We start from the raw sequence: 26,815 nt of genomic DNA, 5'->3' as shown, positions 1-26,815 counted from the left end.
CCAAATGGAGGTTTTTTTGTATTAACTCATACAGCCAGTGGAACCTTATCCTTTCACCGCACTTGATGATAGTCCCTCTATCACTTTATTGCTGAAGAAAATAAAGGCAAGAAGCAAGGGAAGGAAGCTGATAATCAAGGTTGCTCCGATTGCGCCCCAATCGGTCATATATTGACCGATGAAGTTCTGAATTCCAACGGTTAAGGTCTTATATTTATCAGAGCTAATAAAGGTGTTCACAAATACAAATTCATTCCAGTTATAGATCATATTAATAATCACAGTAGTCGACAGAATAGGCATAGACATGGGCAGGACAATCCGGAAAAACATTCGGTGGACGGAGCTGCCATCAATAATCGCGGCTTCTTCAATCTCTCTAGGGAATGTTGTATAAAACCCGAGCAGAATCATCATCGTTATGGGCAAATTATAAGCTGTATAGGTAATCACAATCGACCACGGATTATCAATTAAATTCACATTCAGGAACATATTGAAGAGTGGAATCAGGGCTGAGTGAATGGGAATCATTAGTCCAATCATGAATAGGCCTAAAACAAGCTTGCTGTATTTCCATTGCATTCGTGTTATGGCATAGGTCGCCATGCTGGCGAGCAGTACGGTCAGCATGATGGCAATGCCTGTGATCCAAATACTATTAAAGAAGTATAAGCCGATGCCGCCCTCCCATACCTTCAAATAATTCTCCCACCTGAATTCTGCGGGGAGTGCGAAAGGGGAGCCCCCGAATATTTCCTGATTACTCTTTAACGAGAATAGGAAGAGCCAAATGATCGGGAAGATTTGAAAAACAGCGACAACTGCCAGTGAAAGATACAATAGGGATTTTCCTAATCGAGCCATATATTTGTTCCTCCTCTAATATTGGATTTCATCTTTTGATGCCGTCAGTTTATTGATAACCAATGTGACAATCAAGGTAATAATGAGTAAGAGGAATCCAATTGCACTTCCATATCCAAAGTTTGAGGTGGAGAAGGCAAGTTTGTACATATAGGAAGCCATTACTTCACTGGCTCCATTCGGACCGCCGCCTGTCATTACATAAATCAAATCGAAGTATTTCAGAGACCCGACAATCGCCAGCACAACTGTCACTTTCACTACGCCCATAATTAAAGGAAGCTTAATCTTTAGAGCAATTTGTAATGGGGTAGCTCCGTCAATTTTGGCAGCTTCTATAAGGGATTCAGGTATATTTTTGAGTGCGGCATAGTAAATCAATATGTAAAACCCTGCATATTGCCATAAGATTGGAATGAAGATGGCATATAAAACAATTGAAGTATCTGATAGCCATAAGGGCAGGTTTTCGACTCCAAACCAGCCTAAGATTGTGTTTAAAATTCCATTAGACGGATTAAAGACTTTAATCCATAATTGGGCGATTGCTACTGAAGATAGGAGCATAGGAATCAGGTAAATCTTTCGAAGGAGATTGGCTCCTTTAATCTTTGATGCCAGGATAAGGGCAATGGCAAGATAGATAGCCAGGCTGATAGTCGAAAAAACAGCTAATAGAACGGAGTGCTAGGCACTATCCCAAAAGAGCTTATCCTGCAAGGCAGTTAGATAATTCTCTAAACCAATGAACTCCATTGGAGAAATGCCGTCCCAGTCCATCAGACCGTAATAACCAGTCAGTAATAGAGGAATAAAAATTAATACGCTTATTAAAAGCAGGGCTGGAAGCACATAGATTGCTATAATCCACTTATTGGACATTACTTTACTCATACCATTCACCTCATAATGATGTATGTAAGAAAAGGATCCTCCCAAATAGGACAGATCCTTATTCTTGGCTTATTACTACCTATTTCGATAGAGCCTCTTCATGTGTTTTTGCGAAATCCTTAGGTGTTGTTTCCTTGCCGAATAAGGCTTGGATTTGATCTAAATGGACTTGGGCAACATCAGCACTTAACTGTACATCCGCATATAGGGTAATATTGGTTGCCGTGTTCAGCTTTTCTAATACATCCACATACATTTGAGGGAGGTCTAGAGCTTCGCCGTCAACCTTTGTAGCTGGAATGACACCGGCTTCTGTGACCGATTTCTCCCCCCATGCTTGAGTGAAGAAGGAGACAAATTCCTTTGCTTCTTCTTTGACATCTGAATTTTCTGAAACAAATAACCCTACTCCAGGCCCGCCTACATAGCTATTCATGTCACCTTTCCCATCAACAGCAGGGAAATCGAAGAAACCGACTGAGTCTCTGAATTCCTGAGGAACCTCAACATTTGTGGTATAGTTCGGAAGGTCCCAGGTTGCAATGAGGTACATTGCTGCCTGCTCGTTCATGAACATGCTCTTAGCCTCTTCATCAGATAATCCGTTAAAACCGTCTACAAATGCTTTAGCATCTACTAATTCCTGGACTTTTTCAGCAGCAGATACAAGTGCGGGATCTTCAAATGAACCGGAGCGGTCTATCGCACTATTCAATGCCTTTGTTCCGCCAATGCGGTCAGCTAGATACATATACCATAAGGAGCCGGTCCATTTATCTTTATTACCAAGAGCAATTGGCTCAACGCCGTTCTTATCCAGTGTTTTGGCCGCCTTTATGAGTTCATCAAACGTTTTTGGTGCTTCTAATCCATTTTCTTTAAAGATGGCTTTGTTATAGAAGACGGAGGCAATATTGAGTTCCAGCGGAAGTCCATATGTCTTGCCATCTACCTGATACGCTTCAGTCGTGCCGGAAACAAATGAATCCTTAAGATCGCCTTCAAGCAAATCATCAAGCGGGGCAAATTTTTCTCCCTTAACATAAGGTTCAAGATAGCCTGCAGACCAAGTCATCCCAACGTCTGGAAGCTCTCCGGAAGCGGATAAGACTTTCATCTTGTCCTTGTACTGCTCATTGCTTAATACTTCAACCTCTACTTTGACATCATCGTGCTCCTTCTCAAAATCAGCGATGATATTTTCAACAATAGCATGATGCTGTTTGGAGCTTCCTTCCGGCCATAGATGCATAAACTTGATTACTTTCTTTCCATCAGAGCTGGCATTATCGGAACCTGAGCAGCCTGACAGCACTAACGCCAGCACGAATAAGCCTGCTAACGATGAAACCGCTTTCTTTTTTAACATAACTAAACCCCCAAAAAATAGTTTTTGAGACTTAATTACCAGTAATCTCAAAAAAAGGATAGCACGGAAAACTTTGTTTGTCTACTAGATAAACAAAGTTTTTCGTGTTACGATAAAAAAAGGTACAGACAATTCTGAAATGAGGATTGGTTGAGTAGGAAACAGGTATAACAAGGAAGAAAGAAGCATTGCCAGTACTTCATGGTGTAGAGAAATAAAAGCGTTTTATTACTTTTGCAGGAGGAAGGAAAATGAAGATTCAAAATCCCATTCTAACAGGTTTTCATCCAGATCCATGTATATGCAGAAGAGGAGAAGATTATTATATTGCCGTTTCCACCTTTGAGTGGTTTCCTGGTGTGGGAATCTATCACTCTAAGGACTTGAAGAATTGGCGCCTCCTATCAAGACCACTGAATCGAATGAGCCAATTAAACATGATGGGAAACCCAGATTCCGGCGGTGTTTGGGCTCCAGCCCTTTCCTATAGTGACGGGAAGTTCTGGCTTATCTATACAGATGTGAAGGTAACAGATGGACAGTGGAAGGATTGTCATAATTATCTGGTTACCTGTGAAGAGCCTGACGGAGAGTGGTCTGAACCTATTCATCTAAATAGCTCGGGATTTGATCCATCCTTATTTCATGATGAGGACGGGAAGAAATATTTCGTGAACATGATGTGGGACCACCGCATTGGCAATCATCCTTTTTACGGGATTGTGCTGCAGGAATACAGCGATGCAGCACAAAGGCTGGTTGGAGAGAAGAAAATCATCTTTAAGGGAACAGATATTAAATTAACAGAGGCGCCTCACCTATATAAATGGAACGGCTATTATTATTTGCTCACGGCAGAGGGGGGAACGAAGTACGATCATCAAGCAACCATCGCCCGCTCCAAGACAATAGAAGGGCCATACGAGGTACATCCTGAGAATCCGCTTATTACTTCATTTCCATATCCAAGAAACCCGCTGCAAAAAGCAGGCCATGCCTCTATTGTTCAAACCCATACAGATGAATGGTTTTTGGTCCATTTAACGGGCCGGCCGCTTCCTAAGGAGAATGAAGCCTTACTTGACCCGCGTGGCTTTTGTCCGCTTGGAAGGGAAACGGCGATTCAACGTTTAGTTTGGAAGGAGGATGGCTGGCCATATATTGAGGGCGGCAATGAGCCGTCACTTGAAATCGAGGGACCAAAGATGGCTGAGGTGAAATGGGAAAGGGACTTTGAGGAAAAGGATGACTTTAATAGTGAAGTCCTGAACCTTCATTTCCAGACATTGAGGATCCCGTTGGGAGAAGATGGCGTATCCTTAACTGACAAGCCTGGTCATCTAAGACTTTATGGCAGGGAATCACTGACGTCAAAATTCACGCAAGCATTTGTGGCAAGACGCTGGCAGCATTTTAACTTTATTGCGGAAACAAAGGTCGCTTTCAACCCTAATACTTTCCAGCAGGCTGCCGGATTAGTGAATTATTATAATACAGAGAATTGGAGTGCTCTCCAAATCACTTGGAATGAGGAAAAAGGGCGAGTCTTGGACTTAACGGTTTGTGATAATTTCATATTTGACCAGCCATTGAGAGGGAATGAAATCATTATTCCTGATTCCAGTGAATATGTGTACTTAAGATGTGAAGTTCAAACAAATACGTATCACTATTCCTATTCCTTTGATGGAGCGGATTGGTCAATAATCCCGGTTACCTTACACTCCTATAAGCTTTCAGATGATTATATTAGAGGCGGAGGATTCTTTACGGGTGCTTTTGTCGGCATGCAATGTCAGGATACATCCGGACAGAGAAAAGCAGCGGATTTTGACTATTTTACTTATAAGGTTACAGAGTAATTTTTTTCTATGATAGCTTACGTATTACGCTAAATAAAAGCGTTCCTAAATGGGGGCGCTTTTTCTCATGAACATTTATGATTCACTTAGTTAAGCAGCAGCTGATAAAATCATATCATTCTACACTAACAGACCAAACTAGAGATTAGCCGAAACTTTGTTAAGATAGTCATATAGTGAATAATAATGAGGGAAAAATTATGATACGTGTTGAAGAAATTGATTATATAAAAGAATGGGTGTTAAAGAAAGGCGAAGAACTGGAGGTTCCATATACGAGCAATCGTTCAGATGGATTGATGTATGTGAATGTGATCAAGCATACGCAAAGAACATACCGCATTACTGGAGTATTGACTATTTCGGCAAGTGAACCTTCCTTTACGGAGGTTGATAAGAACTTGTTGCAGTTTGGATTCACTCCTAGAAAGAAGGTTAGTCTTCCGGACAATGATCAGACATTGAAATGGCTGCGTGAGGGATTCATCATAAAAGAGATTCGTTTTAAGAAGGATGGCAGAACCCCGGACTCTCAGCATTATAGAATGGGATATCGACTATTTGCCTATTCAGAGAATGAGAAGCGCAAAAAAACTGAGGCTGCTGAGAAAGAATTATTAGCTTGGGTTGAAAAGGCGAAATTAGTGACTAGTTTGTCAATTCCCAGTCATAAGTCAATTGATTTACGTCGTTTAATAAAAGTAGTGGAAGATTTTTGCCATCAAACAGCCGCGGATATAAAAGTATCGGTCGGCTTTCCTTCGGGATGGACATTGGCGAAGAGGCTGCGCTTTCTTCATTTTTTAGTGGCATTCCTGCAATTATCCATAAAGCGAGAGCAGTTTGATTGGAAGGAGATCGGAGCCTCTTATTATCAAGAGATTGGCGGATCGAAGCGATTTGATCGTGATAAAAATGATTTTATCGAGCAATTGGAAGGGCTGGCAGAATGCCCACTTGTACGGCTGGGATTGACAAGCCTTGGGAGAATCACTCCCTTCTATTTCTCAGGGCCGCTCGTAGGCGGTTACTCGAGTTTCCAATATGGTCCAGTACATGCGCTAACCGACCTATCTATTTCGAGTGATGATTATAGGACAACGGCAAAAGCATTATGGCTTGTGGAGAACCGGGCGATTTTGACGAGGATGGCTTCCGAGGAGAATTTCCTGGAGGAAACGAATTCTTTAATCATGTGTGTGGACGGGCATTTACGTTCCTCTCATAAACAATGTATCTCACAGTTATTGGCTGGAAGCGACATTGACCAGGTGTTAATTTGGTGTGATTATGACCCGGATGGGCTTCAGATTGCGCATGAAATTTATGAGACGGTCAGTGATGCGAAGGGGAAAGAATTAAAATGGATTCAGCCGGACCAGCAGGTTTCGACAAGTCTGCTCGAATATGAGGGGTATATGCTTGCCTTTTTGGAGGAGAATCGAATGGAGCAAGAAGAGATGGCAGGAAGCAGGGAGGAGTGGGTAAAATGGCTGAATCATTGATATCGGTCTTTCAGGCGGATGAGTCACAGCCGGAAGTAATGCAATCGATGCAGGATATTGCCTCCCTATCAGGTGTCCTTAGTGATTTAAGTGCACAAAGCTCCTTTCAAACACCAAGGGAGATCATTCGATTCTTACGCATTATCCAATTAATTAATGAAGAAGCGCTCGGACTGGATGAGCCGATTGAGAATGCCGAGACCGTGTATTATCGTTATAAAAACCGCTATAAGGATGCCGAACCTCCCTCGAAGAAAAAGGTGAATCAGGTCATTGGGGTGTTGGTGAAATACAATTGGATTTCGAAGCAGTCACGGCGCATCCGCATGAGGGATACAGGGAAGCGGATGATGAATGCACTCATTCGCTTGGCTAATGATTCTCTTGCCTATTATATGCATGATGATATCGGACGTGCATTGTTTCAGGCAAGGCGTGACGCCGAATTGAGTGAGGCCTATGATGACCGCGGAATATCCGGCGGCAATAAGATTGCGAGTATGATCCGCAATGTCGAGAACGCGATTCAATTGTTAAAGGAACGCGAACTTGAGATGCTTGCGGACCGGAGTGCTCTTCCGCAGCTTGAATTAATTCATGAGTTGATGAAGGAGTTGGATGGGAAGCTGCAGGAGAGGATTGCGAGTTTTGCCACAGTGGAGGACAGCCTTGTCCTCACCGATTTGATGCAGCAGGGTACATCCGCCCTCGCCGAAGGCACGAATCAAAGCCTAGGGATGATTAATAAATACTTGAAGTTCACCCATATGCAAAAAACGCCCCTATCCTCCACGATCCAGCCGGAAAGGGTTCGCGAATTTATTCAGCAGATGTATAATCCCCCAGTGGAATCAGATATCCCGAATGTACATCAGCTGTTCAGCTTTATGGAACAAGGCCAGTATGAACAGGAGGCGATGGATGGGCTGTGGATTCCATTCAAAATAGCCGCACCGCTATCAGCCGAAGCCATAGATGAGGCGATTGATTATATTGAAACATATGAGCCAATCTCCGCCCCGATGGAAGAGACGGATGAAGAGATTGGGTATTTATCAGAGGAAATATCAGAGGAAGAAATAGATGGATTGATTGGGGAGACAGCTTGGGCGTTAACGAAATCAATGATCAAAACAGAAGCGGTTGAACACTTTTTTGAAAGCCATTCAGAAGCACCGATGGACCAGGTTATCGTTGAGACGACATCTGCTGAATGGGGAGATGCCATCAATGCGATGAATGCCATCGCAGCCTTAGTTGGGAGCAAGCAAGTGACGGTCAGCCAATCTGAGAAAACAGCCAGCAAGGCATATGAACGAGAATGGGAGTGGATGAATCGTGAAGACGGATCAAGGATTATCCGAAAACGACAAAAACAAGATGAATCAGATCATGAATGAGGGGGGACAAACGGAAGAATTTAACGCCAACCCGCTTAATGCCATGCAGGCTGTTAAAGGTGTTTTGACAGAAGAGGAGGAGATGGCCTTCATGAATATCCTGTTCTCCTCCACAGCCACGATACGGATGGGCAATTTTGGCCTCTCCCGTAAAGAGGTGGAGAGGCTGCTAGGATTGAAAGAACAAGATGAGCAGTTTTTCTCCTTCCTTACTAGGGTCAATCAAGCCATCAGCCGCTATATGAAGGTAATCTATGATGAGCGGCGTGATCAGGTAATCGTGATGATGCGGGTGCCGGCAAGGGCAGCCCGTAACACATTGTCAAAGGAGAGCTTGGCATTATTATTGTATATTTTTTATCAACAGGAAGTGCTGCAGCATGAGTTCACGCTATTCGACCAGCTGCTTGAATCGTTTGGGCATGAAACGATGAAGGCTAATCAGCGCATTTTGATGAACTTGGATACCTTAAAGAAAATTGGGGCAATTGAGGAATATGATAACCCCTCACAGGAGAAGGCTTATCAGTTGACGGCGATTGGCGCTCAAATGTTCTCTGATTCCTTCTTGCGGAGAACTGCGGAATTCAGCCAGTCCAATCAATTGAATAAAGAAGAAGTGCTCAAATTCTTCAAGCGATACAATCTGTATCCGAAAGGAGAAGACGAATGATTCCGTGGAGATTGAAATTTTCGGGGGTGCGGGATTATCCGCCGACTTTATTGGATTTGTCTGGTGAGGATGCGCATGTGATGATTACTGGTCCGAATGGGTCAGGAAAATCAACGATTACCTTTTGCATGGGCGCTGTGCTGTATTCCGCCAAGGTCGATATCGAGGGCTTGAAATCGAGAAATCTGGAAGCAAACCAAACATGGAAGGCCGCGATTTCCTTCTTGTTCAAAAATGAAGGCGCCAATAAGATTGATGCCCCGGACTATGTGGAATTTACGCTGAAAATTGTGCAGGAGCCAGGACAGCCAATCAAGAAAGAATACAGTATCTCAACTGGTGAGAATATCGATGAATGGGAAGAGGAGAAAAGATATACATCAGGCGATCGGTTTTATAATTTCACCTCTTATAAAAATGACCTGAAATATAAATATAAGGTCGACCCGGATCATTATTATTTGATTTGGTATCAGCAGGAAGTCAATCAATTCGCCGTCATGCACCCAGAGGAGCGGTTCCGGATATTCAGTGAGATGCACGGAATTGACAAAGTGCAACGTGATTGGGAAGAAAGCATGGAAAAGGTGAAGGAAGCAGAGGAAACTTCACGTGCCTCAGAGACGAATGTGAAGCTGAAGAAGGCGGAGCTCGGGATGGCGAAAAACGCATTTGACCGCTATACCGACAATCAGAGACGTTTGTACGAAGGGGGGAAGCTGTATGCGCAGTCCTTGCTTGGCATGGAGGCCTCCTACCAGAAACAAGTCCGCGAATTGGCTGGTCAAGTTGAACAAACACATGAAGACATCCATGAGGAGAACGAAGAGCTTGCACGTATTCGTCTCGTTCAAGACCGTCTGGCTTGGGAATTGACTGATAGAAAAGAAATGCTTCAATCAAAGGAGGCTGAGCATGAACAGGAAGAGCGGATTTTGCAAGATATTAAGGACCAAATCAAGAGCATTCAAGTTAAAATCCATAACCTAGAAGATGAACTTGAGGACATCACAAAGAGAAAAAGTCAGATGACTCGTACAGAAGCAGAAGTGAAAGCCGAGCTTGAAAGGGTCAAGATCCGCCAGCAGGAGATTGAAGAAGCCTTGAAGCAAAAGGATTCTGAGCTGAACAAGGTGATGAACTGCTGGCAAGAGGGAGTTCAAGTAATTGCGGGTTTAGAGCAAGAAATTAAGCAGATTGATTCCTTGGAGACTATTCATAAGGCCCGTTTGGCTGAATATATAAGCAGCCACCATGTCCAAATGACGATTGATCAGTTGAACAGGACTATTTTGGACAATAGGGATCGGCATGATGTTCTGCGGAAGGAAAAGCTTGAGCTGCAAGCAGAATTGTCTTATTTGAAGGAAGGTCAAAACGTATCATATAGGCAGAGGGAATCACTTGCTTATTTCAAGGATAGAGGTGTACAGGCATTTCCGCTGTCAGCCCTTCTTGAAATGGAAGAACGGGTGAATCCTCGGGAGGAGCAGTTGTTTCAGGCAATCAAGTACACAGTCTTCTTCGATGGTCGAAAAGCGGTTCCGCCGAATGATTTGTACCATGTTCCTTTATCCTTGGTTATCCCTGATCAAGTCCGGATGTCGTTGCCGAATGTTCCATTAAAGGTGAAAGGGGATCTCCGCGAATCGATGCTTCCTCATGCGATGAAGGCCCTCTGGTGGGTCGCCCAATTGTTTGAGGATGGGCTGCCAGAGATCAATGGCGGCATGCTAACAGACAGTTTAGGGATTCGCGGGTCACAGGAGAAGGAACGGCTTATCCTTAGTCAAAAAGCCATCCGTTTGCGCAAGCAGGAAGTAGAGAACCAAGTGGATGAACGGACAGATCTGATGAGAGAGCTTGATGCGAGCATTGCCGGAGATACTAAGTTATACCAGAAGCTGAATGGAATTATCCATCAAGTGAAAGAATCTGAAGCCTTCATGCTAGCTGAGCATGAGCATGCTCGCAAACGTGAACGATTGAAGGCACTTGTGCATGAACGAGATGAGTTGGAAGGGCTGCGTCGTCAGCATGAACAGAAGAAGCAGGTTTTGACGCGCAAGCAGATTGAGGACAAGCTCTATCAGGACCAATTGGAAGAAGAAGCGAGCTTTTACCTGGAATTAGGGAAGATGAAAGAGAAGTATGAAGAACTTCATCAATTAAACTTAAATTTGACGAACGAAAAGCGCCGAGAGAGGGAACAAAAACTGAAGCTTGAGCTTTTAGAAGAAGAGCTTGATAAGCTTGAACAAATCATCTCTAAGGCTGAAAAAGAAGCACGAAATGTAGCCGGGCAAATAGATGACTCCGCTCGGAAACTGGAATATTTGGCAGTACAGGCAGATAATCAGAAATCGGATCAGGATGCAGCCGAGTTTGGGCTGATGGATGTAAAACGAGAGCTGGAGGATTTGAAACAGGCTGCTCTTGCCATATATGAGGAAGCGGCTCAAAATGTTGATGAACATAATCTCTCTGCTCTCCCTGTCTTAAAAAGTGAACGGGAGAGCGGCAAGATTACATTTGACCTCGCACGAAATGAAGCTGGCATCGACCCAGCTGCTCCGCAGAACTATGAAACGGTGAAAAAGGAATATGAACGGTTTGAGAGTGAATACACCCGCACGAAGCTATTGCTCGAACAGGATAAGGAACGAATGGAAAAACTGCGGGATCAGCTTGAGACGACAATTAGCATGCGGGTCATTGAAATCCAGCAAAGGTTCAAGAACTATATGAGCCAGTTTCAGTTTGAAGGGGATATTAGCTGGGATAGCTTTGAAGACAGGCGGAAGCGAACTCACTTTCAGCTATTCATCAAGGCACGCAAGGAAGGGCACCGCGGGTCGCTGGAAGATGTGAGCGTGAAAGCGCGCGGCGGTAAGGTCGGCAAAGGAGTCTCTGGCGGTGAGGAATCACTCAGCTCTCTCTTATTTGCTCTCTGTCTCCTTCAAAACCTGCAAATCACGCCGGGCTTTATTATCTTAGATGAATTTGATAGCGCCCTAGATGAGAATCGCAAGGTGAAGGTTTTTGATTTGTATGAAAAAGAATTGCAGCGCAAGCTCATTATTTTAACGCCAAAGTCACATGAAAATGAGTATCTGAACCGTTTCTCAAAAGCATTCGTCGTTCGCCATGATCCGCGGATTCCTGAGAGCAGGGTCGCTGGGATTTTGAAGAAGGAACGAGTGGAGCATTAGTCGGAGCCTCCAGCTAAACAACGGGCCTGTTGATTACCAGGCCCGTTTTGAAAAGAGTGAGCTGCGTAGCATATTATATGTGGGTTTTCTGGCTGGAAATAAGCGAAAGTCCAATGGATATTAGCGAAACACTATTTTATGAACGAAACTGGAACGACGAAAACCAGTTTTAGAGATAGCCCTAATCTCCCGTAGTTACTCTTGCTGATTTTTGCAGCTATAATTTTACATATAAATAGATGAAGATAGGTGACAGCATGAAACCGAATGACAAGATAGCAGTAGATAATCAAAAAATATTTGCCCTTCTCAGCAATTATCTAAATAATGCGCCGGATTATGTGGAAAAGGATGAAATAGAGGAATTGGTGAAGTACGGGGTGCCCTATAAGCAGGCATTCGCGATGATTTTGGCTGCAGCTTTCGGGTTAGATATCGCAGATGACCAAGTTGATAGGGAATTCTATAATCGGTATTTCCCAAAGATATTTTTCCAGCTGGATACAGCGGAATATGCAGAGAATTCCTATTATCAGAATATAAAGATGCCATCAGTGAAAATAGGGAAGAGTGAGCTGAAGTATGAAAAGTATAAACCATTTGAGGGGTTTGTATGCAATGATATCGTCCGGACTTTAGATGGGCGGCAATATCCTCAGATTGGCTTCTTTACGGAGGAGTTCGCATATCCGGCTATCCTGGAGAATGGACGGATCTGGATGACAGTCACACCGAATGAGGTGGAGACCATGAAAGATGCGATTAAGAAAGCATATGGAAAGGTGCTGGCATACGGTCTTGGTCTTGGCTACTATGCCTATATGGTGTCTGAAAAGGATGAAGTGGACAGTATTACGATCGTTGAGAAGAACCGGGATATTATCCAGCTTTTCCAAACCTATCTGCTCCCGCAGTTTAGGCAGGCTAATAAGGTCCGAATCATTGAAGCAGATGCATTTGAGTATGCAAAGCAGGTGATGCCCGCTGAGGAATATGATTTTGTGTTTACTGATCTATGGCATGACGTATCGGACGGGATTGGAATGTATGAAGAGATGAAGCAGTATGAAAGGCTTTGTCCGAAGACTGAATTTTCCTATTGGATTGAGAAATCTATTTTGTGCTATTTATAATGAAAGGCTCGTCCATTAAGGGCGAGTCTTTTTATGATATTTCTCTTATCAGCCATATGTAATAGGACTGTTTCTTGATTAATCTGCTGAAATTTTAGTGGTATTGTCGAAATTTATCGGAAGAAAAATAGGGGTTGAAATGGGAATTAATGTATACTAGAAAATACTAAGTAGCATGTTTCTTACTATTATGTGAACGTGTCATTGGTATTTTATAAAAGCAGGAGGTTTTGCGAATGAATACATCTCATTATTCTGTATGGCCCAATCGGATGCCGAAGTTTTTGACAGTGCCGGAAAGTCCATTGTTCGATAATCTAGCCGTTACGGCAAAGAGGTACCCGAAGAAGACATGTCTTCATTATTATGGAGCATCTATGACGTATGAGGAAGTACTTCGAGAGGTAGAGACGCTTTCCTCTTATCTTCATCATGAGCTTCAGGTGAAACCAAAAGACCGAGTCATCTTATTTATGCAAAATTCCCCTCAATATGTCATTGCCTTTTATGCGATTCTGCGCGCACATGCGGTGGTCGTTCCAGTTAACCCAATGAATACAACCAACGAGCTGAAATTCTATATACAGGATTGCGAATGCAAGACAGCCATTGTCGGTCAGGAGCTTCACCAAGAAATCAGCCCTCTCCTTGAAAACACCTCACTTACTAATCTCATTATTACTGCCTATTCTGATTACCACACCTCAACAGATGATACTCTCCCCCCAGAGGTGAAAAATGCCCGAATTGCCTTTGATGATGAGAATCGGCATGGCTGGTCGGATATCATGCAGTCTAGCTTGCCGATTCCAGCGTTTGAGGGACATGCCGATGACATGGCGGTCATTCCGTATACTTCTGGAACAACAGGGCTTCCAAAGGGATGTGTTCATACAAACCGGACCATTCAGGCGAATGTGGTAAGTGCAGTCAATTGGCTGAATACATACTCTGATTCGGTTCATTTATCGGCTTTGCCATTTTTTCATGTAACTGGGATGCTCCATAGCATGCATGCACCTATTTATGCTGGAGCAGAGATGGTTATCCTCACACGCTGGAACAGGAATCATGCTGTTTCTTTTATTGAGAAATACCGTTGCTCGCACTGGATCAACATTAGCACTATGGTCATTGATTTTCTTTCGAACCCTTCTTTAGCTGATTATACTATTTCCAGTTTGTCCTGCATTGCTGGAGGAGGAGCTGCGCTGCCTGAAGCGGTCGGGGAAAAACTGTACAAGCTGACGGGTCTGCGCTTTGCGGAAGGATACGGTCTCTCTGAAACGATATCCCACACCCATTTCAATCCGATTGATCGGCCGAAGCTGCAATGTTTGGGAGTGCCTGCTTTTAATGTCGATGCTCGGATTGTGGAACCTACTACCTTTAAGGAGCTTGGTCCGCATGAAACAGGTGAGATTATTGTCAATGGACCGCAGGTGTTTACAGGATACTATAATCGGCCTGAGGAAACCGAGCAGGCTTTCATTCAGTTGGATGGCAAATCCTTCTTTCGTACAGGAGACATTGGTCATTTCGATGAGGAAGGCTATTACTTTATGGTTGACCGAGTGAAGCGGATGATCAATGCCTCGGGCTATAAAGTGTGGCCGACAGAAGTAGAGAGTTTATTGTACAAACACCCTTCTGTTGAGCAGGCATGTGTCGTTGGTGTCCCTGATCCGAAACGCGGAGAAAGTGTCAAAGCCTATATCATTTTGAGTGAGGAGGAGAAAGGGAAGGTTACTGAAGAGGAGATGGTTGAATGGGCTAAGACTCAAATGGCGGCCTATAAATATCCACGTACTATTGAGTTCAGGGATGCCTTCCCGATGACAGCAAGCGGTAAGATTCTATGGAGAAAGCTCCAGGATGAAGCAAGAAATCAAGAGAAGTTCATAAAGGGATGAATATGAAGAAATTAATGGGGGTTATTCTTGCCATGCACTGGCCAAATTCTGCCCGTGAATTTAAGGGGAAGCAGGTTTCTCCTTTTAAAGTCATACAGCTTCCTCTTTATATTTCTTCTTAAACTACATATACTAATCATAGGTATTTAGACGGTCGTGAAGGAGAAGAGGAAGATGTCGAATAACAAGGAATATGTGAACGTAAAGATAGATGTCGAACAATTACGTTACATGAATAGATTGCATCAGCTACTTTGTCAGCGTCTGGATATGGATTTACCGAAGGAGTATGAAATCCCTGAGATTGCGGTGGAGCAAGCTTTGTTTACGTATATAGACCAGTTGGAGAGATTTTATCGGCTGACAGGAGAGGACTGGGAGAAGTTTTATCAAAAATGGAGCGGTGTCCATGAGGTTCCGGAGAAATTGAAGGATTTCAAGGAAAGGATTAAAGGTTGGATTGACAAATGATAAAACAAAAACGGGCTAACTGCAGAAAGACCTGGTGAAATCCAGAGATTCTGTGGTTTTTTTGTTATATCAAAAAATAATATCGAAAATTTTTCACATATATAACATGTTTATTTGAAATGACTGATGGGAATTTAGTTATTGCAATATACAGATAAATGATGTTGCTTACATTTGCAAGGCTATACATATATTCATCAGGAGATTAAAGTGAGCTAATCCTTTATTAGTGGAAGTCACCTTTGATGAGATTCCTGAGGGCTTGAAACGTCTTGAGCGACATGAAGTCAAAGGAAGACTAGTTGCGAAGATTGATGATTGAGGGAATAATGGTGTAAAGGTGAAGCCCTTGGATTCAAGAAACGATGTTTTCTGAATGAGGGCTTTTTCTATGAAGAGGAGAGAGGGTGTTTGGCATGAAAGAATCCATACAAGATATAGATGTTCGAGCTTGTCAATTTGCTGAAAAGGCTCATGCAGGGACTTATCGAAAGGGGACAAACATTCCCTATATGACGCATCTGGAGGAAACAGCGGATATTGTACGGACGTTAACTGATAATAAGAAAATTATTGCCGCTGCCTATCTCCATGATGTTCTAGAGGACACTAGCTGCACGGTATCCGATATTGAGGAGCAATTTGGCGTTGATGTGGCCCGGCTTGTTGAAAGCGAGACAGAAAACAAATATCATGGAAAGCCAAAGGGAGATACATGGAAAACGAGAAAGGAAGAGACAATCCATCATTTGCAGGATGCAAGTGTGGAAACAAAAATGATTACACTGGGCGATAAATTATCTAATATACGTTCAATCAAGCGGGACTATGAACAGATTGGGAATCAACTGTGGGAACGCTTCAATGTAAAGGATCCGCAAATGCATGCATGGTATTACCGTTCCGTCTGTGATTCTTTAAAAGAGCTTGAAGGCTACTCGGCGTGGAAGGAGCTTGACCGCTTAATTAAGGAAGTTTTTAACCAATGAATGGCGGCTGACTTCTTCCTGATGTATTCTGCCGTTATGATAAGAATAACGGCAATCAGAACAGCCAATCTAGATTGAAAAAGCCTTGATTTGATTATGAAGGAAGTTGTTATGATGAAAGAGACTCATTCAAGCTATCAATTAGCCGAGGTAAGAGCTGAACAATATTTTAAAAGATTAAGGACAGAGGTGCTTGAACGCCATTTCATTCCTGTGCTGACAGACGATTTTTCAGAATGGAAGGAGAATCATGTGAATCTGCCCTTTTTAGCTGGGCCCAAAAAAGATTCGAGTATTGGTTATCGGCCATACTTGAAGTGGCTCGATTACACCGGAAAGTTGGATCCCTATTTACGCAGGAGTGCAGCTTATTTATATATGCGTGATCTTGGAAAGGCAATGGATACAGCTGAGGCGGAAGAAGAAATCGAGCAAACGGTGAGGCGCTTAAAAAAATATGTGGCCCATTCTACTGAAGAGAAGGCAGGAACCTTAAGCAGGGATGAGCTGTATCGATGGGGTGAGAAAGAAGGAATCGAGCTTAGCGTCATTTGGCTGTTTTCTAAATTGAGCAGCGTGGCAGAACATATTCCAGACGAGCTGAACGCAGGTCATGCCAAGCGGAAGCTGATTAAAATTATCGCCGGGGTTGTGCTTCATGCCTACGATCAAATGGGTGAGGACATAGAGGAGGATGTTCGGGCGGTTAAGCTTGATGAAGCGATAAGACTGGGCTATGCCTATGGTCTTACCTATCCATTCGTAGATGATCTCCTTGACTCTAATTATTTGACAGACAAGGAGAAGGAGCAATATTCAGCCATGATTCGTACGGCCTTGCTCACTCGTGAAATTCCTGAGCTGGGGGAATGGCCGGAGGGGAAGAGGGAGATTCTTGCCTATATCCACTCAGAACTTTCAGAGGCCTTTACTTATATGAAAAATCATCAGTCACCTGAAGCTTTAAATACCTTTTTCTCAGAATCCTATGTCTTTTTTCATGCACAGGAGCTGGACCGTAATAAAGAATTGTCTCATGCAGATTACACAAATGAGGAACTTCTGATTCCTGTCATTCTGAAATCAGCCTCCTCAAGATTAATTGTTCGTTCGGTGATTGGCGCAGATGAAGATAAGGGTTTTGACGAGCGGACGTTTTACTACGGCATTTACAATCAGCTCGCAGATGATTTTACAGATTTATTTGATGATCTGCAAGCTGGAGCCGTTACTCCCTACACCTATTATTGGACCCATCATAAGGAACGGACCGATCTGGTTAATCCGTTTGAACTGTATTTCGCCGTCATCGCAAATTTGATTCACTATGTGTATTCCTCGAATGAATTGGCCAGGGAAGTCATTTTGGACAGAGCCATCAATGGACTGAAACGAAATAAAGTCCGGTTCGGGGCGGAAAAATACAAGGAGGTCATGGGCTTATTCGCAGCTGGGATGCCTGAATTTAACCGGCTTATTCAAAAGCTCGTCAAGAAGGCAGAAAATGTCGATTTCTTCGATAAACTGCTGCGTGACCATATGCTCGCCCAGCTGGAGAAAGATAGGACAGACCGTGAGACATTTTCTTCCCTCACAAATGAGCTGCGCGAAGAGATGAACAGCTTTCTTCCGCTTGGAGAGGATATTCAAAACGCGCTCCCAGAGGAAAGGACGCTGCGGGAAGCGGCCAACTACAGCCTGATGGCAGATGGGAAACGGATGCGGCCTGTTATCGCGTGGATGATGGGAATGGAGTTCGGTTTAAATAAGCAGGATTTGATACCAGTGCTGAAGTCTCTTGAATATATGCATACGGCCTCTTTAATCTTCGACGATCTTCCCTCACAGGATAATGCAGCAGCTCGCCGTGGACAGCCTGCTCTGCATATTGCCTATACGAATGCAATCGCTGAACTGACAGGAATCTTTCTTATCCAAAAGGCAACCTTAGAGCAGGCATCCATCCAGTCATTCAAACCGGAGGCCGTTCTCTCGCTCATTCAATATTCAGCGAATGCTGCGATGCAAATGTGCCGCGGGCAAGTCATTGACTTGGAGGAAAAGAAGGGCAGCGTGTCATTGGAAGAATTGAATAGCATGTGCTTTTATAAGACCGGTATTGGGTTTGAGGCAGCAGTTATGATGCCAGCTATCCTTGCGGAGGCTGATGAGGGTGAAAGGCAGGCTCTTAAACAATTTGCTCATCACGCCGGTATCGCCTTTCAAATAAAGGATGATCTGCTGGATACAGAGGGAAATTCGGAAGCTCTTGGAAAGCCTGCTGGCCAGGATGAAGAGAATGGACGCTCAACCTTTGTAACGGTCCTTGGAGTGGATGGTGCGAGAAAACAAATGTGGCATCATTACTGTGAGGCGATTGAAAGCTTGCAGGGAATCAATCGTAATACAGATTTTTTGAAGCATCTGCTGGATTATCTAATTAATCGTCAAAGATAATGAAGGGAGAGGCTGATCCTGGATGCTCAGGGTCAGCCTTTTTGTATGGATTATTAATCAGGGAAACTTCTGACAGAAAACAGACGGAAGCTATGGTCAACGCCTGTTTTCGCCCATCCTTCACATTTATCGCCGATACGTCAACCGCTTCGCCCTTAACCGAAGGGATTTCGCCCTTAAACTATGAAATAAGGTTGTTTTCTCATAAAAAGAAAGCCTCCTCCTTCTTTAAAGGTCCAAAATAGATAAACTAATGATCTTTTTTGATGAAAATCTTCCTTTTTCCATCTGAATTTCCGCAAAACTCTCTCTACTTACGCTATTTTGATAATGTGGCTTATTCAGGAGTACCGTCTATGCTGTGTTGGTTTCTAGCTGTCTACAATTTTTGTTTCCGAATGAGGACAATATGGTGTAAACTGTATTGGGTAAACATAGAGACTTTAGTAATATTATCTAATTGCGGTTAGGCATAAAAACAAACATTAGGGAGCAGAAATATGGAGTTTATTGAGTTATTGAAGGCGTTTATCCTTGGGCTTGTTGAAGGATTGACGGAATTTGCGCCGGTCTCCTCGACAGGGCATATGATATTGGTTGATGAGATGTGGCTGAAGTCCACCGAATTCCTTGGGCAATATACAGCGAATACCTTTAAGATTGTTATCCAGCTTGGCTCGATATTGGCAGTTGTTATTATCTTTAAGGATCGATTCATTGATATGCTTGGGTTGAATCGGCTTTTCGGCAAGAAAGAGGATAAGAGAACAGCTGAGGGGAATCATCTCCGTTTAACGCATGTAATTGTCGGATTAATTCCTGCAGGTGTTCTTGGCCTCTTGTTTGAGGATTATATTGATGAGCATCTCTTCTCAATCGAGACGGTTATGATTGGTCTTTTAGTCGGGTCCTTCCTGATGATTGCCGCAGATATCGTAAGCGGCAAGAAGAAAGAGCCTAAGGTAACAACGGTTGACCAAATTACGTATAAGCAGGCCCTCTCAATCGGATTGATTCAATGCTTATCCTTATGGCCAGGCTTTTCCCGCTCAGGCTCGACCATCTCAGGCGGGGTTCTGCTTGGATTAAGTCATAGAGCGGCAGCTGATTTTACGTTCATCATGGCTGTGCCAATTATGGCGGGGGCCAGTTTGCTGTCATTGGTTAAGAACTGGGAGCATTTCAATCTGGATGCTCTGCCATTCTTTATTGTCGGTTTCATCAGTGCATTTATCTTTGCGCTAATATCGATCCGCTTCTTCTTGAAGCTAATTAATAAGATTCGATTAATGCCATTTGCCATCTACCGAATTGTCTTGGTAGCGGCAATTTACTTCTTGTATTTTTAATCGAAGAAAAGCCATTTCACATTTAACTCGTGAAATGGCTTTTTTGTTTAATTTCCATTAGATAATACATGTGATCTTGTGATGAAATGCCGTTCCTCTATGCTATCGAGTGAGAATTCAGCCCCTTTTCCTGGGATGGCATCAATGATTAGCTGTGTATGCTTCCAATATTCATACTGGCTCTGGTGCATATAGAAAGGAACACCGCCAATGATTCCGAGCAGCAAATCCGCATTCCCAATCCGGAAGTCTTCCTCTCTATAGCACATCGGTGCCGACCCGTCACAGCAGCCGGCGGATTGGTAGAAGAAGATGCTGCCGTGAATGTCCCTTAAATGATTAATTAGACTAAGGGCGGCATCTGTCGCAATGACTCTTTCTGGCATAATCATCAACCTTTCGATTTAGAAGAAGCCTTGTGGCTTGCGGTCATAGCTGACCAATAGACATTTCGTTTGTTGATAGTGATCTAGCATCATCGCATGATTCTCACGGCCGATGCCAGATAATTTATAGCCGCCGAAAGCAGCTCCGGCTGGATATTGATGGTACGTGTTGGTCCATACGCGTCCTGCCTGGATGGCACGGCCTGCACGGTATGCAAGGTCACCGCTGCGGGACCATACGCCGGCTCCTAAGCCATACAAGGTATCATTGGCCATCTCCATTGCCTCATCGAAGTCCTTGAATGTAGTCACGCCAAGAACTGGTCCGAAGATTTCCTCTTGGAAGATACGCATTTTATTATGGCCTTTAAAGACAGTTGGCTGAATATAGTTGCCTTTTTCTAATCCTTCGCCGAGGTTATTTTCTCCTCCGCCGATTAGGCATTCAGCCCCTTCTTCTTTACCTAATTGGATATAAGAAAGGATTTTTTCCTTTTGTTCATTGGAGGCTTGGGCTCCCATCATAACGTCTGTATCAAGCGGGTTGCCGACCTTGATGGCTTTAACGCGTTCTATCGCCCGTTCCATGAATTTATCATAAATGGACTCTTGGATGAGCGCACGTGAAGGGCAAGTACAAATCTCGCCGGAATTGAGGGCGAACATGACTAATCCTTCAATCGCTTTATCAAGGAATTCATCATCCTGGTCCATTACATCTTCAAAGAAGACATTCGGGGACTTGCCGCCAAGCTCGAGCGTGACAGGGATGATATTTTCTGTTGCATATTGCATGATTTGACGGCCGACAGCTGTAGAACCGGTGAAGGCAATCTTAGCGATGCGTTTATTTGTCGCAAGCGGCTTACCGACTTCAATGCCGTATCCGTTTACAATATTCAGCACTCCAGCAGGAAGCAGGTCTTGAATAAGCTCCATGACGACCATGATAGAGACAGGTGTTTGCTCTGCTGGTTTTAAGACGATGCAGTTCCCAGCTGCAAGTGCCGGTGCAATCTTCCATGCGGCCATAAGGATTGGGAAGTTCCATGGAATGATTTGTCCTACTACACCTAAAGGCTCTTGGAAGTGGTAAGCGACTGTATCGTTGTCAAGCTGGGTAGTGCGGCCTTCTTGGGCGCGGATGGTACTTGCAAAATAACGGAAATGGTCAATTGCTAACGGAATGTCTGCATTTAATGTCTCGCGGACAGCCTTCCCGTTATCCCATGTTTCTGCGACAGCGACCATTTCTAGGTTTTCTTCTAAACGGTCAGCAATTCTATTTAAGATTTGTGCACGTACAGCTGCAGATGTTTTCCCCCAAGCATCCTTCGCTGCATGTGCTGCATCTAAAGCAAGCTCGATATCCTCTGCGGAAGAGCGTGCAGCCTGTGTGAATACTTCACCATTAACAGGTGATCTATTATCAAAGTATTGACCTTTAACAGGAGCAACCCATTTGCCCCCGATGAAATTATCGTATTTCTCCTTGAACTGAATAATGGCTCCATCTGTATTTGGATTTGCGTAGATCATGAAGCATTCCCCTTTATGTTCGTATTGAAAATGAATCAGATGTCTTGGCAATTGTAAATCTTGAAAAACAAGCCAGCATCTGGAAGCGCTTTCTATACTCTATTAAAATAGTTGTTCACAAAAATTTCAACTAATATGATTGACAAAAACAGGGGGCTTTATAAAATTCCGGTCAATGGTTTTAGATTCATGGAATCCAGTCCTTGATTCACAAGATCGATATCATAAATAGCTTTCTCGAGAAAGAATCGAATGACTAAATCGCTCGTCTCACTTTCAGAGAGGGAATACCCGGCTGCCTGAAGGAGTATCTCCAAGTCTGGTTCTTGCAGCTCTAAGGCAAACCCTAAGGCAAGGATGGTTCGTTTACTGGGATGATACTCTGGGTTGGTGCGTATCTTTGAGAAAAGCTTGCGGTCAACACCTGCACGTGTGTAAATCTCAGAATCTGTTTTTCCTTTTTCATCAATAAAAGAGAATAGGACTTGCTGAAGGGGCGGCTTCCTGTTTGTCTCAATGAAATCTTGCAATTCCTCCTCCTCGGTGTGACGGGTGGCTGAGCGCAGCAGCTGACTTTCGAAAACAACAGGTTCAAGCTGACGGCCTGCCATATACTCTTTCAATTCATGCATTAAGTATTCTCGTTTCATGACCATCCTCCTTATTGTCGCCTGTAAAGCGACCAAATGCTTCACTCTCTTAGGTAAAATTATAGCATGATAGATAATTCATTTGAGGAGATGGATGATGATGAATAAACAATTGACTGAGCTCATTTTTGTCCTTGATCGGAGCGGTTCGATGGCTGGTTTGGAGAAGGATACAATTGGCGGGTTCAACTCCTTGGTGAAAAAACAATGCGATCTGCCTGGCAAGACTGCAGTGACCGCTATTTTATTTGATGATGAGTATGAGGTGCTTTGGGAAGGAAAGGATGCGAATCAAGTAGTAATGACAGAGAAGGAATACTATGTCAGAGGGATGACTGCCCTGCTTGATGCTGTCGGAAAAACAATTTTAAGCGTTGGCCAGCGTCTGGCACATACGGCGGAGGATGCGCGTCCTGGCAAAGTGATCTTCGTCATTACGACAGATGGCTATGAGAATGCCAGCGTGGAATTTACGTATGACAAAGTGAAAGAAATGATTCGTCATCAGCAAGAGAAATATCATTGGGAATTCCTCTTTATCGGAGCCAATATCGATGCTGCTAAGGAAGCTGGACAATTGGGCGTTGCTGAACAAGATGCCTGCCAATATGAAGCTTCATCCGTCGGCGTACAAAAGATGTATGCATCTGTCCATATGAAATTGGCTGAAAAAAGAACATAAAAATAGTATTCGAGCTATGGAGGAGCGATATGCTCCTTCCTTTTCGTCTAGGTATGTTGAACAAAATGAATATTGACCGATATATAGAACGATTTCACTTATTTGGGGTTAGGAGGAGTCGTTTTGTATTCAAGTATCCAGGCAACTCGAACATCAATGCACCATGAATCAAATGTATATGTCCATAAGCGTCTCGGTTCAGCAATGATAGCTGGATTGACAGGCCTGGCCTCGTTCGCCTTCATGCTTTTAGGCTATTATGCGGTCAGCTCCTACGAAATGGCTGATTCAATTGACATCTTGGCTATATCAATCAGCTTTATCCTTGCCTTTCTCACGTTGCCTTTTGGCTTGGCTGCTCTGCATTCGAGTAAGGGGAGAGGGCTTGCTATTGCCGGATTGATTCTGTCCATTCCAGGATTGCTGCTATTTATAATCCCAGTTTGCTATTATATGATTCTCTCTTTCTAAACGAAAACCCTGATGAATGTCATCAGGGTCTTTTGCTGTTTGCCGGCTTTTATTGATTCGCAGGGGGGCTCCGAATGATTCGGAACACCGGATTGGGAAGCTGAGAGGGTTTGAGACATTCGAAGCAGGTTTGCGAATTGTTCGCAACCCTCCTATAATAGAACAATCAATGATGAAGGTAAGGATGTTGAAAATGTTACATGAATATACGATTTCTATGCTGCAGGAAGCTGTCGATGAAGCAATCGAAAAGCTGAATATGCATGGGTACTACAATTCTTATTACGACCAGCCGATTGAGCAATATGCTTCTGACAATGGCTATGGTGTCCAAGAGATTGAGGATGGCACCGTTGACCTGAAGGTGATTATTGAAGAGGAGTCAATACCGGTGGATGTTGAAAAGGAGCAGGCATCCATAGCGGCTATCCTTACGGTTGCAAAGGAAAAGGTTCATTATCAGCTGCTTGATACAGTAGAATGGCAGGAGCCATTCCCTATCATTGACCTTCAAAATGGCTGGTTCATTAAACCGGTACAGGAAGAGCAAGTACCGGCAGGCAAAATCATTCATTTTGAGCCTCCGCGTGCTTTTGGTTCAGGTCTTCATGGAACGACACAGGACTGTCTCCGTCTCATTCTCCGTGAAGAGATGAAAGGAATGAGGGTGCTTGATATCGGTACAGGAGCGGGGCTATTAAGTATAGGGGCCGCTCTTTCAGGAGCTTCGGAAATTCAAGCAATCGATATGGAGGATGTTGGTGAAGAGGTTTTATACAATGCCAGGCTGAATGGGGTAGAGTCCAATATCAAGGTGAGCTGTGCGGATGCTCTAAATCCAAAGTTCGGGATTGATGGAACGTTCGACTGGATTTTCATTAATATCGCTGCAAATGAAATTAAGCAATTATTCGCTTTTGTTGATAGACATCTGGCAGCTGGAGGGAGATTAATCCTTTCGGGGATGGTGACGTGGAATGAGGAGGATGCTCTAAAGGTTTACCAAGAAAACGGGTATCAGCTGAAGGAAATTCATCAAACAGATGAATGGGTGACAGCCTATCTCATAAAAAGCCGATAACAATAGGACAGCCTAGCGCTGTCTTATTTTGTTTGGATATGTGGAGATGTTTCCAGATTTATAATAGAGAAGATGGTCATATAAGCCCTCTAAGTCCCGAGTAAACGACTCTACCTCGAAGCCGCCCTCCTTGCCTGATTCAATCTTCAATAGAATTTGGAATAATAATGATTTCGCCTCACTATCATGCAAGTCATCAACAATCATTTTTAGTCTCTGCAATCGTTTTTCCCCCTTAAAATTTCTTTAGTCTTTCTCCTTAATACCGCAATATAAGACAAAGTAATCATCTTATTGAGGAATTTATTGTAAATATTAAGAGGTTTATTACATAAAATGGAATAAAATTGGGCTTATAGTGTGATATTTGTAAGCTGAATTTTCAGAGGTAATGATATTCTCCTTCACGCTTTCGGCTTCTCCGAATAGACTGAGGTACAAGCAGTCATGATGGATGAAATGATTAAAGGAGCTAAAGCAGATGAGAAAATGGTTGAGTGGATGGTTAATGGGGCTGGCAATCCTGTTAGCTATACCGACTGAGAATGCCAATGCCCTGGAACCAGAAAGTTCAAACCTCTTCCGGGGAATCGATGTAAGTGAATGGCAGGGAGAGATCGATTTTCGGGAAGTCGCAGATGCAGGTATTGAAATGGTCTATATTAAATCTAGTGAGGGAACAGATTATGTCGATCCTGATTTTGAACGTAATTATGATGGAGCTAAGGATGCCGGGCTCCTTGTTGGATTCTATCATTATGTGACAGCAAGAACCGAATCACAGGCAGAGGCACAAGCACGCTTTTTTGTCTCCACAATCAGCGGCAAGGAATTTGAGGGCAAGCTAGCTATGGATTTTGAGGATTTAACGGGATTGAGCAATGAGGAAATCAATGATATTGCCTTGGCCTTTATTCGGGAGACTGTGAGATTATCAGGCAAGGAAGCGGTTGTATATAGCGATGCTTCTAATGCAGCCAGCACATTTAATGATGCCTTAACGGATTATTCTCTATGGATAGCTGAGTATGGGGTGAGTGAGCCAACGGATGGTGTGAGATGGTCATCATGGGCGGGGTGGCAGTATTCAGATTCAGGCAGCGTGGCTGGTATTGACGGAGATGTCGATTTAGACCGATTCAATGACGGGATATTGGTCAGTGACACCAGGGAAGTGGTTAAGCCAGCTGAACGGGAGACGAGGTCTGAGACAATCACCTATACGGTTAAGGCTGGTGACACCTTATCTGAAATTGCACGTAAATATCATACTACAGTAGCTGCGATTGCCAGAGAGAATAATCTCTCCAATCCAGATCTCATCTATGCAGGAGAAAAATTACGCCTGACGATTTATGATGATGACAGGCAGGAAAGGGCGGCGGTGATAATTGATTATACGGTCAGGACTGGAGACACCTTATCAGCAATCGCCCGTAAATATTCCACAACAGCCGCATCAATTGCCAAGGAGAATAATCTCTCCAATCCGGATTTAATCTATCCGGGTGAAAGGCTGCGGATTACGGTAAGAAGCGGGTATGAGACGACGACAGAATATATTGTGCAACGAGGAGATACATTGAGTGAATTGGCGAGAAGATACGGTACGACCGTGGAGAAGATTGCATCGGATAACCAACTTTCTAATCCAAATGTCCTGTATCCAGGGGATACCCTTCGAATCAAAAATGATGAAGGACAGCCGCCGCCGCGGAAAGAATATTTTCAATATATAGTGAAATTCGGCGATACTTTAACAGAGATTGCCCGCCGATTCCGTACGGCAATTCGTGAGCTTGAGAGGATTAATAATCTCACTAATCCAGAATTGATTTTTCCGAATCAGCGGATTTATGTACCGCGAACATCCTAAAGAAGGTTGAGTATGAAGTGTCCCTGATATAGGGGA

General features: G+C 43.6%; 21 protein-coding genes and 1 pseudogene. 15 read left to right on the top strand and 7 right to left on the bottom strand.

Annotation, left to right across the window (positions count from 1 at the left end; genetic code table 11):
• Positions 1–45: 45 nt before the first annotated feature.
• The 3 genes and pseudogenes from AC622_RS17285 to AC622_RS17275 all read right to left on the bottom strand — a co-directional run bounded on the left by AC622_RS17285 (position 46) and on the right by AC622_RS17275 (position 3,130).
• Positions 46–867: a carbohydrate ABC transporter permease gene (locus AC622_RS17285; RefSeq protein ID WP_049672182.1), complete on the bottom strand. Its 822-nt coding sequence runs from the start codon at positions 865–867 to the stop codon at positions 46–48.
• Between the two features lie 15 nt (positions 868–882).
• Positions 883–1,761 (bottom strand): annotated as a pseudogene (locus AC622_RS17280) (carbohydrate ABC transporter permease).
• 79 nt (positions 1,762–1,840) lie between these two features.
• Positions 1,841–3,130, bottom strand: coding sequence for an extracellular solute-binding protein (locus AC622_RS17275; protein ID WP_049672181.1), 1,290 nt, complete (start codon positions 3,128–3,130; stop codon positions 1,841–1,843).
• Positions 3,131–3,381: 251 nt separating this feature from the next.
• On the opposite strand from AC622_RS17275, the gene AC622_RS17270 reads away from it, so the two are divergent.
• The 11 genes from AC622_RS17270 to AC622_RS17220 all read left to right on the top strand — a co-directional run bounded on the left by AC622_RS17270 (position 3,382) and on the right by AC622_RS17220 (position 20,094).
• A complete protein-coding gene (locus AC622_RS17270) occupies positions 3,382–4,992 on the top strand; it encodes a glycoside hydrolase family 43 protein (RefSeq protein ID WP_049672180.1) in 1,611 nt (536 codons plus the stop codon).
• A gap of 200 nt (positions 4,993–5,192) precedes the next feature.
• A complete protein-coding gene (locus AC622_RS17265; protein WP_049672179.1) occupies positions 5,193–6,497 on the top strand; it encodes a DUF2399 domain-containing protein in 1,305 nt (434 codons plus the stop codon).
• Positions 6,482–7,897: a hypothetical protein gene (locus tag AC622_RS17260; protein WP_049672178.1), complete on the top strand. Its 1,416-nt coding sequence runs from the start codon at positions 6,482–6,484 to the stop codon at positions 7,895–7,897. The genes AC622_RS17265 and AC622_RS17260 overlap by 16 nt, the downstream gene beginning before the upstream one ends.
• A complete protein-coding gene (locus tag AC622_RS17255) occupies positions 7,878–8,570 on the top strand; it encodes a hypothetical protein (protein ID WP_049673051.1) in 693 nt (230 codons plus the stop codon). Before AC622_RS17260 ends, AC622_RS17255 begins: the two co-directional genes overlap by 20 nt.
• Positions 8,567–11,782: a chromosome segregation protein SMC gene (locus tag AC622_RS17250; protein WP_049672177.1), complete on the top strand. Its 3,216-nt coding sequence runs from the start codon at positions 8,567–8,569 to the stop codon at positions 11,780–11,782. Before AC622_RS17255 ends, AC622_RS17250 begins: the two co-directional genes overlap by 4 nt.
• 257 nt (positions 11,783–12,039) lie before the next feature.
• Entirely contained in the window at positions 12,040–12,915 is an 876-nt protein-coding gene (locus AC622_RS17245; RefSeq protein ID WP_049672176.1) for a hypothetical protein, read from the top strand.
• A gap of 236 nt (positions 12,916–13,151) precedes the next feature.
• On the top strand, positions 13,152–14,828 hold the full coding sequence (locus AC622_RS17240; RefSeq protein ID WP_049672175.1) for a long-chain fatty acid--CoA ligase: 1,677 nt from the start codon (positions 13,152–13,154) through the stop codon (positions 14,826–14,828).
• A gap of 174 nt (positions 14,829–15,002) precedes the next feature.
• Positions 15,003–15,299: a hypothetical protein gene (locus AC622_RS17235; protein WP_049672174.1), complete on the top strand. Its 297-nt coding sequence runs from the start codon at positions 15,003–15,005 to the stop codon at positions 15,297–15,299.
• A gap of 416 nt (positions 15,300–15,715) precedes the next feature.
• A complete protein-coding gene (locus tag AC622_RS17230) occupies positions 15,716–16,288 on the top strand; it encodes an HD domain-containing protein (RefSeq protein WP_049673050.1) in 573 nt (190 codons plus the stop codon).
• A gap of 111 nt (positions 16,289–16,399) precedes the next feature.
• On the top strand, positions 16,400–18,745 hold the full coding sequence (locus AC622_RS17225; protein ID WP_197089952.1) for a polyprenyl synthetase family protein: 2,346 nt from the start codon (positions 16,400–16,402) through the stop codon (positions 18,743–18,745).
• 500 nt (positions 18,746–19,245) lie between these two features.
• Positions 19,246–20,094 (top strand): undecaprenyl-diphosphate phosphatase, encoded by an 849-nt coding sequence (locus AC622_RS17220; RefSeq protein WP_049672173.1) that lies wholly within the window; start codon positions 19,246–19,248, stop codon positions 20,092–20,094.
• A gap of 47 nt (positions 20,095–20,141) precedes the next feature.
• Here the strand turns inward: AC622_RS17220 and AC622_RS17215 are convergent, their stop codons facing one another.
• From AC622_RS17215 to AC622_RS17205, 3 genes are all read right to left on the bottom strand, one after another.
• Entirely contained in the window at positions 20,142–20,480 is a 339-nt protein-coding gene (locus AC622_RS17215; protein ID WP_049672172.1) for a DUF779 domain-containing protein, read from the bottom strand.
• An 18-nt stretch (positions 20,481–20,498) separates the two neighbouring features.
• A complete protein-coding gene (exaC, locus tag AC622_RS17210) occupies positions 20,499–22,019 on the bottom strand; it encodes an acetaldehyde dehydrogenase ExaC (RefSeq protein ID WP_049672171.1) in 1,521 nt (506 codons plus the stop codon).
• Positions 22,020–22,177: 158 nt separating this feature from the next.
• Positions 22,178–22,669, bottom strand: coding sequence for a hypothetical protein (locus AC622_RS17205; RefSeq protein ID WP_049672170.1), 492 nt, complete (start codon positions 22,667–22,669; stop codon positions 22,178–22,180).
• A 97-nt stretch (positions 22,670–22,766) separates the two neighbouring features.
• Here AC622_RS17205 and AC622_RS17200 point away from each other — a divergent pair, with 97 nt between their 5' ends.
• From AC622_RS17200 to AC622_RS17190, 3 genes are all read left to right on the top strand, one after another.
• Positions 22,767–23,351: a vWA domain-containing protein gene (locus AC622_RS17200; RefSeq protein WP_231589550.1), complete on the top strand. Its 585-nt coding sequence runs from the start codon at positions 22,767–22,769 to the stop codon at positions 23,349–23,351.
• A gap of 123 nt (positions 23,352–23,474) precedes the next feature.
• The gene (locus tag AC622_RS17195) at positions 23,475–23,822 is read left to right on the top strand and encodes a hypothetical protein (protein ID WP_049672169.1); all 348 of its coding nucleotides are present in this window, start codon (positions 23,475–23,477) and stop codon (positions 23,820–23,822) included.
• Positions 23,823–24,015: 193 nt separating this feature from the next.
• Positions 24,016–24,903: a 50S ribosomal protein L11 methyltransferase gene (locus tag AC622_RS17190; RefSeq protein WP_049672168.1), complete on the top strand. Its 888-nt coding sequence runs from the start codon at positions 24,016–24,018 to the stop codon at positions 24,901–24,903.
• 12 nt (positions 24,904–24,915) lie between these two features.
• On the opposite strand, the gene AC622_RS17185 is transcribed toward AC622_RS17190, so the two are convergent.
• The gene (locus tag AC622_RS17185; protein WP_049672167.1) at positions 24,916–25,125 is read right to left on the bottom strand and encodes a hypothetical protein; all 210 of its coding nucleotides are present in this window, start codon (positions 25,123–25,125) and stop codon (positions 24,916–24,918) included.
• 259 nt (positions 25,126–25,384) lie between these two features.
• Here AC622_RS17185 and AC622_RS17180 point away from each other — a divergent pair, with 259 nt between their 5' ends.
• Positions 25,385–26,779 carry a LysM peptidoglycan-binding domain-containing protein gene (locus AC622_RS17180; RefSeq protein WP_049672166.1) on the top strand — a complete coding sequence of 465 codons (1,395 nt, stop codon included), beginning with the start codon at positions 25,385–25,387 and terminating at the stop codon, positions 26,777–26,779.
• Positions 26,780–26,815 lie beyond the last annotated feature (36 nt).

It is taken from the genome of Bacillus sp. FJAT-27916 (assembly GCF_001183965.1).
Lineage (GTDB): Bacteria > Bacillota > Bacilli > Bacillales > Pradoshiaceae > Pradoshia.
The sequence above is the reverse complement of the archived record's forward strand: the minus strand, read 5'-3'. Positions and strand labels throughout refer to the sequence as shown.